Below are 14,405 nucleotides of genomic sequence, written 5' to 3'. Positions count from 1 at the left end.
GCATGGGCGCATCCTTGTCCTGGAAGCGCCCATGCCGGTCCCCGATTCCCTCCGTCCCCACACTGAAACCCTGGCCAACGGCTTGCGGGTGACATTGCGTCATGTCCCGGGTCTCAAGCGCAGCGCCGCGGTACTGCGCGTCGCCGCTGGCAGCCATGACGCCCCCCTGGCCTGGCCGGGCATGGCACACTTGCTCGAACATCTGTTCTTCCTCGGTACCAAACGGTTCCCCGCCGAGGAGAATCTGATGGCCTACGTGCAGCGGCACGGCGGTCAGGTCAATGCGCGCACCAGTGAGCGCACCACGGATTTTTTCTTCGAACTCCCTCCCGCAACCTTCGCCGACGGGCTGGAACGGCTGTGGGACATGCTCGCCCAACCACGCCTGAACGAAGCTGATCAGTTAGGGGAACGGGAAGTGCTGCACGCGGAGTTCATCGCCTGGTCCCAGGATGCGGCTGCCCAACGGCAGCTTGCCTTGTATGACGGCGTGTCAGCGTCCCATCCACTACGGGGTTTTCACGCCGGCAATCGCGACAGCCTCGCCGTGGAACACGCCGAATTCCAAACCGCATTGCACGACTTCTATCGCCGTTTTTACCAGAGCGGCCAGATGACGTTGAGCTTGGTCGGCCCACAAAGCTTCGACGCCTTGAAAGCGCTGGCACAACGGTTCGGCAGCCATGTATCGGCCGGTGAAGCGGTCGCTGGATCGTCGCCGCCAAAACTGATGGCATCGTCCCAGACGCATTATCAACAGGCCCAAGAAGGTTGTCTCGACCTGTTGTTCGCCTTCGAAGCGTTGCCCGCCGCCTCCCCCCAAGCCTTGGACTTTCTCTGTACGTGGCTGAACTCCAGCAAACCGGGCGGCCTGCTCGCCACGTTGCGTCAGCGCGGCCTGGCTGACAGCCTCAAGGCCACTGCGTTGTATGAGTTTGCCGGACAAGGGCTGCTGCACATCGAGTTCAAGCACGGCAACGCTCAGGCAGCGGCGCAAATCCAGCCGTTGCTGCACGACTGGTTGGGATTCTTTGCCGCCCAGGACGATTGGGCGCCGTTGCGCCAGGAGTTCACCGCGCTGTTGCAACGACGGCAGGAAACAGGATCGGCCTTGCAGTTGGCCCGCAGGGACTGCGAAGGACGTGACACGCCGCTGCTGGCAAACGACCTCGTGAGACTCAGGGAAATCCTCAGGCAACTGCACCCCGCCGATACCGTCGTGGAACCCTGGCAACTGCCCACGCCCAATCCGTTCCTGCAAACACCAAGCGAAGCGCCTCGTGCCGGCCTGATCCGCGGCCAGACCAGTGCCCACCGCGGCTTGCGAACCTTCGCCCAGGATCGCTCCCGGGGCCGTCGGGAACGCTCGCCCATGCAGTTCAGCCAGGCGCTGCCAGACAAGGGTCGCGAAGGCGCGGTGTACCTGCGCTGGCAACTGGCGGCCCAGGCACCGCTCGACTTTCAATCCAGACTCGACCGACACCTGCAGGATGTCCGCGAAGAGGCTCGGCAGGCTGGCGTGGAGGTCAGTTTCGAACCGTCCGCTCATCAATGGCTGCTCAAACTGGTCGGCTTGCAGGCACCGCTGCCGTTGGTGCTCGAACACGTTCTGGCGAAGCTTGCCCAACCACTGCCGATGGCCCAGGCCGGTGACGAAACGCCGTCGATGCCGATTCGACAGCTGTTGAAGGCGCTGCCGGATCATTGCCGGCAATCATCAACGTTGCCAATGCCCGACAGCGATCAAGACGTGTGGACAACGGCCCGCTGGGATGGGCTGTCCATCGGTCTGTCGGCCGCCACCCAAGGGGCGCTTGGCCCGGCGCTGGCCCGTGTGCCGGGCGTTGCCGGCGAGGACGTCAGCCTGGCGTCGGCGTCGCGTGGGCAACGCGTCTGGCATGGGTTCCAGACCCACGGTGAAGAATCGGCCGTGTTGCTGTTTTGCCCGACCGCCACCTCGGCGCTCGCCGACGAAGCTGCCTGGCGGTGGCTGGCGCAGCTGTGCCAGACGCCGTTCTACCAGCGCCTGCGCGTCGAGTTGCAGGTGGGTTATGCGGTGTTCAGCGGCTTGAAGCAGGTCGATGGGCAAACCGGGGTGTTGTTCGGCGTCCAATCGCCCAGCCTCTCGGCGGCAGAACTGATCGCCCACCTCGAGCAATTCCTGGCCGGGTTACCGGCGCTGATCCAGCAGTTGGATGATGCGTCCCTGACCCGGCAGCAGCAGGCTCTCGCCGCCCAACTCCAGAGCAGTGCCCTGCCCTTCGCCCAAGCCGCCGAACTGCTCTGGCAGGGCAAGCTGGCCGGCCGCCCGTCGGATTATCTTGAGCAACTGCCCGCTGCCATCCTGTGCCTGGATCGCGCCCAGCTCGAGGCTGCCGTCCAGGGTTTGCTCGATGCGCAAGGGGGATGGTGTTGCCTGAGCAACGGCGCTTGCCCGTCAGAACACTGGCAAGCGGCGCAGTGATCATTGCAACCGCTGTAATGAGCTTTCTTCGAGAATCGCGGCGAACGAATTTGTCAGATTTAGTAACATAGGCGCCTAAGCATCTGAACATCTCCGAACGGAGGTGGACTATATGTATAAGTCTCCACCGTTCCATCGAACCAAAGCCCACCCACCAAAGGAGTATTCCCATGTCCTGGTCCAAACCCGCATATATCGACCTGCGTATCGGTTTCGAAGTCACCATGTACTTCGCCAGCCGCTGATTGCTGCAGGCTGTTAAGCACGCAGCACTACGCCTCGGCCAGCCGAGGCGTTTTTATTTCGGTTTGCAGATGGAGCAGCCATGTTCGTCCAGATTCTAGGTTCCGCCGCCGGTGGCGGCTTCCCCCAGTGGAACTGCAACTGCGCCAATTGCGCAGGTTTTCGCAACGGCAGCCTGCGGGCCCAGGCGCGGACCCAGTCGTCCATCGCCCTGTCCGATGATGGCGTGAACTGGGTGCTGTGCAACGCCTCCCCGGACATTCGCGCCCAGCTCCAGGGCTTCGCCCCGATGCAGCCGGGCAGGGCCCTGCGCGACACCGGCATTGGCGCGATCATCCTGATGGACAGCCAGATCGACCACACCACCGGCCTGCTCAGCCTGCGCGAAGGGTGCCCGCACCAGGTCTGGTGCACCGACATGGTCCATGAAGACCTGAGCACGGGCTTTCCACTGTTCAACATGCTGACCCACTGGAACGGCGGGCTGAGCTGGAATCGCATCGAACTCGACCAGAGCTTCACCATCGCCGCCTGCCCGAACCTGCGCTTCACCCCGCTGCCCCTGCGTAGCGCCGCACCGCCCTATTCACCCCATCGCTTCGACCCACACCCAGGCGACAACATCGGGCTGATCGTCGAAGACCTGCGCACGGGCGGCAAGCTGTTCTATGCCCCGGGCCTGGGCAAGGTCGACGAGTCGTTGTTGGCGATCATGGCCGGCAGCGATTGCTTGCTGGTGGACGGCACGATGTGGGACGACGATGAAATGCAGCGCCGTGGCGTAGGCAACCGCACCGGCCGGGAAATGGGCCACCTGGCCCAGAACGGCCCCGGCGGCATGCTGGAAGTGCTGGAGCAACTGCCCGAACAGCGCAAGGTCCTTATCCATATCAACAACACCAACCCGATCCTGGACGAAGACTCGCCCGAGCGGGCCGAGCTTGTACGCCGAAAGATTGAAGTAGCCTACGACGGAATGAGTATTGAGTTGTAGGAAGGTCGGTACCAATGTGGGACGACAGTCAACGCTTGTGCTGGCTGATAGGACGCCTTCGCGAGCAAGCCCGCTCCCACAGAGGCTGAGTAACTCGATATTTCATCCGCCGCAAAATCAATGTGGGAGCGGGCTTGCTCGCGAAGAGGCCAGACCAGGCACCCCAACCGCCAACGGTTATTCCCCCGGAGACCGAAATGACTGACACCCCCCTGTCCCCCGCCGAGTTCGAAGCGGCCCTGCGTGCCAAAGGCGCGTATTACCACATCCATCACCCCTATCACGTGGCGATGTATGAAGGCCGTGCCACTCGCGAGCAGATCCAGGGCTGGGTCGCGAACCGTTTCTACTATCAAGTGAATATCCCGCTCAAGGACGCCGCGATCCTGGCCAACTGCCCGGACCGGGAAATCCGTCGCGAGTGGATCCAGCGCCTGCTCGACCATGACGGCGCGCCCGGTGAGGACGGCGGCATCGAAGCCTGGCTGCGGCTGGGCCAGGCGGTGGGCCTGGACCCCGACCAACTGCGCTCCCAGGAGCTGGTGTTGCCAGGGGTGCGCTTCGCGGTGGACGCCTACGTCAACTTCGCCCGCCGGGCCAGTTGGCAAGAGGCCGCCAGCAGCTCGCTGACCGAACTGTTCGCCCCGCAGATCCACCAGTCGCGCCTGGACAGTTGGCCCCAGCATTACCCGTGGATCGACCCGGCCGGCTATGAATACTTCCGCACCCGCCTGGGCCAGGCCCGACGCGATGTGGAGCATGGCTTGGCGATCACCTTGCAGCACTACACCACCCGCGCAGGGCAGGAACGCATGTTGGAGATTCTCCAGTTCAAACTGGACATCCTCTGGAGCATGCTCGACGCCATGAGCATGGCCTACGAATTGAACCGCCCGCCCTATCACAGCGTGACCGACCAACGGGTTTGGCACAAAGGAATTACCTTATGAGTTTCGACCGCAGCCAAACCCCACACTGGCGCCCCGGCTATCGTTTCCAGTACGAACCGGCCCAGAAAGGCCACGTGTTGCTCTATCCTGAAGGCATGATCAAGTTGAACGACAGCGCTGCGTTGATCGGTGGCCTGATCGACGGCGAACGGGATGTCGCGGCCATCATCGACGAATTGGCCAAGCAGTTTCCCGACGTGCCGGAACTCGGTGACGACATCGAGCAATTCATGGAGGTCGCCCGTGCACAGCACTGGATCGAACTTGCCTGACACCACCACCCTGCCGCCCAGGCCGGAAGTCGGCCTGCCGCTGTGGCTGCTGGCGGAGCTGACCTATCGGTGCCCGTTGCAATGCCCGTACTGCTCCAACCCGCTGGACTTCGCCGAGCAGGGCAAGGAGCTGAGCACCGAGCAGTGGTTCAAGGTCTTTCGCGAAGCCCGGGAAATGGGCGCCGCGCAGCTGGGTTTTTCCGGTGGCGAGCCGCTGGTGCGCCAGGACCTGGCCGAACTGATCGGTGAAGCGCGCAGGCTGGGTTTCTATACCAACCTGATCACCTCCGGCATCGGCCTGACCGAACAGAAAATCAGCGACTTCAAGAAGGCCGGGCTCGACCATATCCAGATCAGTTTCCAGGCCAGCGACGAGCAGGTGAACAACCTCCTGGCCGGCTCGAAGAAAGCCTTCGCGCAAAAGCTGGAAATGGCCCGGGCGGTGAAGGCCCACGGCTATCCGATGGTGCTGAACTTCGTGACCCACCGGCACAACATCGACAAGATCGACCGCATCATCGAGCTGTGCATCGCCCTGGAAGCCGACTTCGTCGAGCTTGCCACGTGCCAGTTCTACGGCTGGGCGCAGCTCAACCGCGCCGGCCTGCTGCCCACCCGGGAGCAACTGGTACGCGCCGAGCGCATCACCAATGAATACCGCGCCAAACTGGAAGCCGAAGGCAATCCGTGCAAGTTGATCTTTGTCACGCCGGACTACTATGAAGAACGCCCCAAGGGCTGCATGAATGGCTGGGGCAGCATTTTCCTCACCGTCACGCCGGACGGCACGGCATTGCCCTGTCACGGTGCCCGACAGCTGCCGGTGCAATTTCCCAATGTGCGCGACCACAGCATGCAGCACATCTGGTACGACTCGTTCGGCTTCAACCGTTTCCGCGGTTATGACTGGATGCCCGAACCGTGCCGCTCCTGCGATGAAAAAGAAAAGGACTTCGGCGGCTGTCGCTGCCAGGCGTTCATGCTCACGGGGGACGCCAGCAACGCCGACCCGGTGTGCAGCAAGTCCGAACACCACGGGGTGATTCTCCAGGCCCGTGAAGACGCCGAGCACGCCACGCAAACCATTGAACAGTTGGCCTTTCGCAATGAACGAAACTCGCGCCTCATCGCTAAAGGCTGAGCCTTTCAGCGCCGCCCAGGCCGTTGCCGCCGGCACCGACTTCGCCGAACTGCAGGTCGGGCCCTTGGGCTTGTTCTGGAATGAATACCGCCCTGCGGACGGCGCCTGTCGGATCTGGCATTGGCAAGAGGCCGAGGCACGCTGTTTGACGCCGGACGGGTTCAGCGCGCGCAGCCGGGTCTATGAATACGGCGGCGGATCGTTCTGCCTGAGCCATGACGGCGTGCTGTTCGTCAATGAGACCGACCAGCAGCTGTACCACCAATCGCTGAGCGACAGGCAGCCCGTGGCGCTGACCTCCGGTGAGTGCCGCTACGGGGACCTTGGCTTTGCCGGTGGCCAGGTGCTGGCGGTGGAAGAACACGCCAACCAGCATCGCCTGGTGTCGATCGGGTTGGCGGATCGTCAACGGCATCTACTGGCTGAAGGCGCCGATTTCTACGCTTCGCCGACCCTGAGCCCGGACGGCCAGAGGCTCGCCTGGGTTGAGTGGAGCCGCCCGCATCAACCCTGGACAGCGACGCGGTTGATGTTGGCCGAACGCACTGCTTCGGGTTGGGGCGAGCCACGCTGTGTGGCCGGCGACGGTCAGCAAGAGTCCATTCAGCAACCGCGTTTCGACGCGGCCAGTCGCCTTTATTGCCTGAGTGATCGCGGTGGTTATTGGCAGCCCTGGAGGGAGTCGGGCCAAGGCCTGGAACCACTGCCCGCCGCCGAAGCCGATCACGCCCCGGCGCCATGGCAACTGGGTGGCTGCACCTGGCTGCCGCTGGATGAACACACGTACCTGGCGAGTTGGACCGAAGCAGGTTTCGGGCGCCTGGGCCTGTGTCGCGGCGACGACGCCAGCGAAGACTTTACCGGCCTCTATACCCGCTTTCGCAGCCTGGCGCTGGATGAGCGGTTCATCTACGCCATTGCCGCCTCGCCGACCGGCCCGTCGGCGGTCATTGCCATCGAGCGGCATAGTCATGAAGTCGCGGTGCTGGCCGGCGGCGTCTCGCCATTGCCCATCGAACAGATCAGCCGTCCTCGACCCCTGCGTTATCCATCCGGGTCAGGCGAGGCCCACGGGTTCTTTTACCCGGCCATGAATGTACAGGCGAAGCCACCCCTGGTGGTGTTCATTCACGGTGGCCCCACCTCGGCCTGTTATCCCCTGTTCGATCCGCGTATCCAGTATTGGACCCAGCGTGGCTTTGCCGTTGCCGATCTCAATTACCGCGGCAGCAGCGGCTATGGCCGGGCCTATCGACAGGCATTGCATTTGAACTGGGGCGTGGTGGATGTCGAGGATGCCTGCGCGGTGGTTGCCTACCTGGATGAACAAGGCCTGATCGACGGCCGTCATGCGTTCATCCGGGGTGGCAGTGCCGGTGGCTACACGACCCTCTGCGCCTTGGCGTTCCATGAAGTCTTCCGTGCCGGCGCCAGCCTCTATGGTGTGAGCGATCCTGTCGCCCTCGGCCGGGCCACGCACAAGTTCGAAGGGGATTACCTGGACTGGCTGATCGGCGATCCGCAACAGGACGTCGAACGCTACCGCGCCCGCACCCCATTGCTGCACGCCGGGAACATCCGTGTGCCGGTGATCTTTTTCCAGGGTGAATTGGACGCCGTGGTGGTCCCGCAGCAGACCCGCGACATGGTCAGTGCCTTACAGGCCAACGGCGTGGCCGTCGAGGCACACTACTACCCGGATGAGCGCCATGGTTTTCGCAAAGCCTCGAACCAGGCGCATGCGCTGGAGCATGAGTGGTTGTTCTATCGCAGGGTGGTGGAGGGCGATCTGTAGGAAGCCAAACACACTGTGGGAGCGAGCTTGCTCGCGATGGCAGTAGTCCAGTCGATATTTCCGTGGACTGACACACCGCTATCGCGAGCAAGCTCGCTCCCACAGGGGGATTTCATGACCGATGAGTTCAGCGCTTGGCGATGATGTACACCGCATGCACGATGCCGGGGATGTAACCCAACAGCGTCAGCAGGATATTCAGCCAGAACGCCCCGCCGAAACCGACTTGCAGGAACACCCCCAGTGGCGGCAGCAGGATGGCGATAATAATGCGAATGAAATCCATGGATGACTCCCTGATCGACGATGGCCAAATTGCCACATAGCTCATTGACCCCAAGCCGCTCGTCAGGGTTCAGTGAAACGCAACCAGAAGCAGCCTCGGTGTAGGGCACGCTGCCAAGGAACAAAAAACGCAGGCAAAAGAAAACCCCGCCGAAGCGGGGCTTTGCAGACTGTTTCCCTGACATCCATTTCACTCCGCCGTCCTGGCAGAATCCTACGTGTCCGTGTTGTTACTTTTGCGCGTCCTGCGCGGCGTCCATGTGAAGTAGATTAGCCCTGGATCCAATCTGCCGATAGAGGGAAAACGCCAGTACATTGTGTAAGCCTTTGCTTACACAATGTCAGTTTTTAGAACTGCCCGGGCTCCAGCAGGAACAGCGACTCGCTGCCAGCTTTCACCGAAGCACTCAGGGAGTGAATGCGCGGCAGCAGGCGAGCGAAATAGAACCGCGCCGTGCCCAGTTTGCTCGCGTAGAAATCCTCCTGGCCTTCCTTGCCCATGGCCGCCCTGGCCATCAGTGCCCACATGTAGGCATAGGCGGTATAGCCGAACGCCTGAAGGTATTCCACCGACGCTGCGCCGATTTCGTTCGGGTTGTTCTTCGCCCGGTCCAGCACCCATTCAGTCAATTCATCCAGCGTACCGACCGCGTCGTTCAGGGGCTTGGTGAACTCCGCCAGATCGCTGCTCGCGGTGGCGGTGAAATGGCGGATTTCATCGGCGAACAACCGGTAGAACGCACCGCCACTGCCGACGATCTTGCGCCCTACCAGGTCCAGTGCCTGGATCCCGTTGGTACCTTCGTAGATCTGGGTGATGCGCACGTCACGCACCAGTTGCTCCTGGCCCCATTCACGAATGTAACCATGGCCGCCGAACACCTGCTGGCCATGGACCGTGGTTTCCAGACCCAGGTCGGTCAGGAAGGCCTTGGCCACTGGGGTCAGCAAGGCCACCAGGTCTTCGGCGCGCTTGCGGGTGACCGGGTCTTCGCTGAACTTGGCGGTGTCCAGTTGCATCGCCACGTAGGTGGAAAATGCCCGGCCCCCCTCGTTCGAGGCCTTCATGGTCAGCAGCATCCGACGCACGTCGGGGTGGACGATGATCGGGTCTGCGACCTTGTCCTTGTTCTGCGCACCAGTGGGCGAACGGCTTTGCAGGCGGTCACGGGCATATTCGACGGCGTTCTGGTAGGAACGCTCGCCGGAGGCCAAGCCTTGGATGCCAACCCCCAGACGCTCGTAGTTCATCATGGTGAACATCGCCGCCAGGCCTTTGTTCGGCTCACCCACCAGGTAGCCCACGGCTTCGTCGAAGTTCATCACGCAGGTGGCGGACGCCTGGATGCCCATCTTGTGTTCGATCGACCCGCAGTTGGCCGCATTGCGCGAGCCCAGGCTGCCGTCGGCATTGACCATGAACTTGGGCACCAGGAACAGCGAGATACCCTTGGGGCCCGCCGGTGCGTCTGGCAGTTTCGCCAGCACCAGGTGAATGATGTTCTCGGTGAGGTCGTGCTCGCCACCGGTGATGAAAATCTTCGTGCCACTGACCTTGTAGGAACCGTCGGCCTGAGGTTCGGCCTTGGTGCGGATGATCCCCAGGTCCGTACCGGCGTGAGGCTCGGTCAGGCACATGGAACCGGCCCAGACGCCGGCGTACATGTTCGGCAGGTACGCCGCCTTCAGTTCTTCGCTGGCATGGGCATTGATCGACAGGCAGGCGCCGGCGGTCAGCATCGGGTACAGGCCGAAGGACAGGCTGGCGGAGTTGACCATTTCCTCGACCTGGGCCGAAACAGCCTTGGGCATGCCCATGCCGCCGTACACCGGATCACCACCGACACCGACCCAACCGCCTTCAGCGTAAGTCTGGTAGGCCTGTGGGAAACCTGCCGGCGTGGTGACGGCGCCGTCAGCCCAGTGGCAACCTTCTTCGTCAGCGGCGCGGCTGAGGGGGGCGATGCTTTTGCTGGTGACTTTGCCGGCTTCTTCGAGGATCGCTTCGACCGTTTCAGCATCCACGGTGTCAGCCAACCCCGGCAATTGGGCCCAGAGTTTCGCGACCTCGAACACTTCATTGAGGACGAAGCGCATATCGCGCAGGGGCGCTTTGTAGTCAGCCATGGCAAACCTCGCAGGATCTAAACAGTTGGATTCGTAAAAGACGGTTTCGCAATGACCTGAGTGTACCTCAACAACTTTTGCGACACATAGGGTCAACCCATGACTGTTTTGTTATTTTTAGTCACCATCACAGCTGCACTATCTAACGTTGTGAACCGTGACGAGAAAGCCTGCTCCCCGCTTGAGTGCGCAGCACTCACAAAAAGAGGCTGCTACGCAGCCCAGCGGGAGCCATCTCCCTCGCCACTGGTCAGTCAAAGTGCAAACAACTCCGCCGGCAGTTGCATCAGACAATCGCTCCCCGCCTCGATGGCAGCCTGATGGGCGGTCGTACGTGGCAGCAGGCGCTTGAAGTAGAACTCGCAGGTCGCCAGTTTCGCCTGGCAGAAATCGCCGTCACCGTTGCCGCTGTCGAGTTGCGCCTGGGCCACCAAGGCCATGCGCAACCACAGGTAGGCCAGGATGATGTAACCGCTGTACATCAAATAATCCACGGAGGCGGCACCGACTTCATCGGGGTTTTTCATGGCCGCCATGCCAACCCGAGTGGTCAACTCGCCCCACTGTTGGTTAAGCCCATCGAGTTGCGCGACGTACTCCTTGAGCTGCGGATGTTGCGCATTGGCAGCGCAGAACTTATGGACAATCTTGGTGAAGCCGCGCAACAACTTGCCCTGGCTACCCAGCACCTTGCGCCCCAGCAGATCCAGGGCCTGGATGCCGTTGGTGCCCTCGTAGATCGGCGCGATGCGGCAGTCGCGCACCAACTGCTCCATGCCCCACTCGCGAATGAAGCCGTGGCCGCCAAACACTTGCATGCCGTGGTTGGTTACTTCCAGCCCGGTGTCGGTCATGAAGGCCTTGCAGATCGGGGTGAGAAACGCCAGCAGGTCCTCAGCTTCCTGCCGGGCAGTCGCGTCCGGACTCAGGTGCGCGGTGTCCAGCAGTTGCGCAGTGAAATAGGTCAGCGCCCGATTGCCTTCGTTGAAAGCCTTCATGGTCAGCAGCATCCTGCGCACATCGGGATGGACGATGATCGGGTCGGCGACTTTTTCCGGTGCCTTGGGGCCGGTCAGCGCGCGCATCTGCAGACGGTCGTTGGCGTATTTGATCGCGCCCTGGAAGCTCGCCTCCCCCAGGCACAGGCCCTGCATGCCAGTGCCAAGCCGGGCGTGGTTCATCATGGTGAACATGCAGTTGAGGCCCTTGTTCGGCTCGCCGATCAGGAACCCCTTGGCTCCATCGAAATTCAACACACAAGTGGCCGAGGCCTTGATGCCCATCTTGTGTTCGATCGAGCCACAGGAAACGCCATTGCGCGCCCCCGCCTCACCCGTGGCGTCGGGCAGGAACTTGGGCACTATGAACAACGAGATGCCTTTTGTCCCGGCGGGGGCGTCCGGCAGCTTGGCCAGCACCAGGTGGATGATGTTATCGCTCATGTCGTGTTCGCCGGCGGAAATGAAGATCTTGCTGCCGGAGATCGCGTAGCTGCCGTCGGCCTGGGGGACGGCGCGGGTCTTGATGATGCCCAGATCGGTGCCGCAGTGGGCTTCGGTCAGGCACATGGTGCCGGTCCACTGGCCGGCGGTGAGTTTGCTCAGGTAGGTCTGTTTCTGTGCTTCAGTGCCGTGGGCATGAATGGCCGACATGGCACCGTGAGTCAGGCCCGGGTACATGCCCCAGGACGTGTTGCTGGAACCGATCATCTCGCTGATGACCAGGCCCAGGGAGCTGGGCAAGCCTTGGCCACCATACGCCGGATCTGCCGCCAAGCCGTGCCAACCGCCTTCCACGTACTGTGCGAAAGCCTGCTTGAAGCCTGTAGGCGTGGTGACGACGCCGTTGTCGAAATGGCAACCTTCTTCGTCACCGGAGCGATTGAGCGGCGCCAGCACGTTTTCACAGAACCTGGCGCCTTCCTCGAGGATCGCACTGACCATGTCCGGGCTGGCATCGCTGGCGCCCAGCTCGGCATAGCGGCCATGGAAATCGAAGACGTGATCGATCAGAAAGCGCATGTCGCGCAGGGGGGCTTTGTACTCGGGCATGGTGGTTTTCTCCGGTAGCAGATCGTTCCAACCTACTGCCGGCCACCCTGGCCCACAATCACAGTCCAGACGCTGAATGCGCCGTCATCACTCAACCCGCGGCGGCTTCCATGCGCACCGCGCCGCGGCGGTTCTGGCCGAAGGCAACGACACAGTTACGCCCCGCGCCCTTGGCGTTGTACAGCGCCTGGTCGGCGGACTTGAGCACTTCTTCGGGCGTGCGCTGCTCAAGGCGCTCCGCGACACCGATGCTGACCGTCACCGATACGCTGGAAGCACCCGCGCCGGAGCGACGCTGGCGGCCTTGCTGATCGTCCTGGGGACGGCTATCGGGATTGCGCAGCTGGATGGCATACGTCTCGATGGACTGGCGGATGACTTCCAGATGGGGCATGCACTCGTCGATGGTCTTGCCTGCGAACACCAGGGCAAATTCCTCACCGCCGTAGCGATACGCCCTACCGCCACCGCCGATCTTCGACAACTTGCTGGCGACCAGGCGCAGCACCTGGTCGCCCACGTCGTGGCCGTGGGTGTCGTTGAATTTCTTGAAATGGTCCACGTCACTCATCGCCAACACATAGTTGCGCCCCAGGCGCTGCATGCGTTCGTTCAGTGCCCGCCGGCCCGGCAGGCCGGTCAGCTCGTCACGGAAAGCCATCTGATAGGCCTCGTGGGCAACCGCCGCGGCGATCATCAACATGACCTGGCTGCACATGATGTTCAGGGTGAACGGCAGGATGAACGTCTTGGGCAGCATCCAGAACAACCCCAGCAAACCCACCAGTTGTGCCGCGTGCAGTGGCCGGGGATTGCGCCAGTATTGCCAGGCCAACAGCAGGAACGCGGCGGCGAACATCGGGTAGGACAATTGGATCAGGCTCATCCAGGCACCGTGCAACGCGGGCCAGCGGATCTCCGAGAGCCACAACAACAAGGCCTGGGGGAAACTCTGCTCCAAAGCCAGCGCCACACTGCCAAAGACCAGCAACACCGCGAACCGCGCCACCATGTCCTGGAACAGGTGGGTGCGCTCCTGCCACGCCGCGAACAGCCCGAACAACAGCGGCAACAACAGGCAGACGAGATGGAACACCACCGCCGCGTCTTCACGCACCTTACCGTTATCGCGATAAAAGTCGGTCTGGGTGTCCAGGAGAAAATAGGCGATATACACCGTGACCATCAGAAACAGTTCACGTTGACGTCGGTAGACCGCGCAATACGCCCCGCCTAGCAACAGCACCAGCGTCGGGAGAACGTTGAACAGCGAGGTGAAGAAAACGTTGAGATCCTTGACGTAGGCAGCCGCAAGCCCCGCCACCAGCAACAGCAATGACGGTAGGAAATGGCTCAAACGTACAGCGGAAGAACGCGGCAAGGGTAAAGCTCCGACCCGGCTGATCAAAGATGGCATTGTGCCTGCAATTGGAACAGTAAGGCACGCGAGATGTGACAGATGTCACACTGCCATCGCTGTAACGGCAGGGCGGGAGGTTTTCTTAAGGCTTTGTCGGAGCAATTGTTGTTACAGAATTTTCATGCAAACAACTGCGCCTCCTCAGATGGAAAACCTGAGCTTGCGATCCACCGCAAAGTGGCCGCTACCGCGCACGGCAATATAGAGCGCAAGAAATCCCATCAATACGGGAAATTCAATGCCGCGATCGATCCAGGGCCAAGTGGGGCCAAGGGCATAGCTGATACCGACCATTTGCATCGCCATCATCAATGCCACCGGGCGCGCCCACAGACCGATAGCCAGCATGACCGCGCCGACCGTTTCAAGAAGCATGACCAGAACGGCCCATTGCGCGGCGAACGGCAAGCCCATGACGTTCTGGATCAGGTTGATGGAGCCCGCCATGGGATCCGCCATGGAACCGTGGGATATCCCCAGGGCTTTGGGAAGGCCGTGGGTAAACATGACAACGCCGAACGCAAACCGCAGCACTGCATACAAAACGGGCTCCGCACGGGTGTAAAGCCCATCCAGCGCAGGAAACAGCAGGCGCTCTTGGGAGGCGGTGGTTTCTAGGGAGGTAATCCCAGACTTACGTTGTGACGTGTCCATCTCGGTAGT

General features: G+C 61.9%; 12 protein-coding genes. 7 read left to right on the top strand and 5 right to left on the bottom strand.

The window, feature by feature from the left end:
* Positions 1-31: 31 nt before the first annotated feature.
* The 7 genes from pqqF (at position 32) to BM317_RS11915 (ending at position 7,859) form a co-directional block, all read left to right on the top strand.
* Positions 32-2,464 (top strand): pyrroloquinoline quinone biosynthesis protein PqqF, encoded by a 2,433-nt coding sequence (gene pqqF / locus BM317_RS11945; RefSeq protein ID WP_092169610.1) that lies wholly within the window; start codon positions 32-34, stop codon positions 2,462-2,464.
* 170 nt (positions 2,465-2,634) lie between these two features.
* Positions 2,635-2,709, top strand: coding sequence for a pyrroloquinoline quinone precursor peptide PqqA (gene pqqA, locus BM317_RS11940; RefSeq protein WP_003177660.1), 75 nt, complete (start codon positions 2,635-2,637; stop codon positions 2,707-2,709).
* Between the two features lie 80 nt (positions 2,710-2,789).
* Entirely contained in the window at positions 2,790-3,701 is a 912-nt protein-coding gene (pqqB, locus tag BM317_RS11935) for a pyrroloquinoline quinone biosynthesis protein PqqB (RefSeq protein WP_092169607.1), read from the top strand.
* 197 nt (positions 3,702-3,898) lie between these two features.
* A complete protein-coding gene (gene pqqC / locus BM317_RS11930; RefSeq protein WP_060740340.1) occupies positions 3,899-4,651 on the top strand; it encodes a pyrroloquinoline-quinone synthase PqqC in 753 nt (250 codons plus the stop codon).
* Entirely contained in the window at positions 4,648-4,923 is a 276-nt protein-coding gene (gene pqqD, locus BM317_RS11925) for a pyrroloquinoline quinone biosynthesis peptide chaperone PqqD (RefSeq protein WP_092474393.1), read from the top strand. The genes pqqC and pqqD overlap by 4 nt, the downstream gene beginning before the upstream one ends.
* Positions 4,895-6,064 (top strand): pyrroloquinoline quinone biosynthesis protein PqqE, encoded by a 1,170-nt coding sequence (pqqE, locus tag BM317_RS11920; RefSeq protein WP_092474391.1) that lies wholly within the window; start codon positions 4,895-4,897, stop codon positions 6,062-6,064. The genes pqqD and pqqE overlap by 29 nt, the downstream gene beginning before the upstream one ends.
* Positions 6,030-7,859 (top strand): S9 family peptidase, encoded by a 1,830-nt coding sequence (locus BM317_RS11915; protein WP_092474389.1) that lies wholly within the window; start codon positions 6,030-6,032, stop codon positions 7,857-7,859. Before pqqE ends, BM317_RS11915 begins: the two co-directional genes overlap by 35 nt.
* A gap of 127 nt (positions 7,860-7,986) precedes the next feature.
* On the opposite strand, the gene BM317_RS11910 is transcribed toward BM317_RS11915, so the two are convergent.
* From BM317_RS11910 to BM317_RS11890, 5 genes are all read right to left on the bottom strand, one after another.
* Positions 7,987-8,145 (bottom strand): YqaE/Pmp3 family membrane protein, encoded by a 159-nt coding sequence (locus BM317_RS11910; protein WP_003177654.1) that lies wholly within the window; start codon positions 8,143-8,145, stop codon positions 7,987-7,989.
* Positions 8,146-8,492: 347 nt separating this feature from the next.
* On the bottom strand, positions 8,493-10,271 hold the full coding sequence (locus BM317_RS11905; protein ID WP_092474387.1) for an acyl-CoA dehydrogenase C-terminal domain-containing protein: 1,779 nt from the start codon (positions 10,269-10,271) through the stop codon (positions 8,493-8,495).
* Between the two features lie 254 nt (positions 10,272-10,525).
* The gene (locus BM317_RS11900; RefSeq protein WP_092474386.1) at positions 10,526-12,322 is read right to left on the bottom strand and encodes an acyl-CoA dehydrogenase C-terminal domain-containing protein; all 1,797 of its coding nucleotides are present in this window, start codon (positions 12,320-12,322) and stop codon (positions 10,526-10,528) included.
* Between the two features lie 91 nt (positions 12,323-12,413).
* Entirely contained in the window at positions 12,414-13,703 is a 1,290-nt protein-coding gene (locus tag BM317_RS11895) for a GGDEF domain-containing protein (RefSeq protein ID WP_060740334.1), read from the bottom strand.
* A 180-nt stretch (positions 13,704-13,883) separates the two neighbouring features.
* Complete coding sequence (locus BM317_RS11890; RefSeq protein WP_218189422.1) at positions 13,884-14,396, bottom strand: DoxX family protein; 513 nt, start codon at positions 14,394-14,396, stop codon at positions 13,884-13,886.
* Positions 14,397-14,405: the final 9 nt, after the last annotated feature.

Source organism: Pseudomonas sp. NFACC24-1, from assembly GCF_900115235.1.
Taxonomy (GTDB): Bacteria; Pseudomonadota; Gammaproteobacteria; order Pseudomonadales; family Pseudomonadaceae; genus Aquipseudomonas; species Aquipseudomonas fluorescens_AA.
This window is presented reverse-complemented; position numbering and strand designations above follow the sequence as displayed.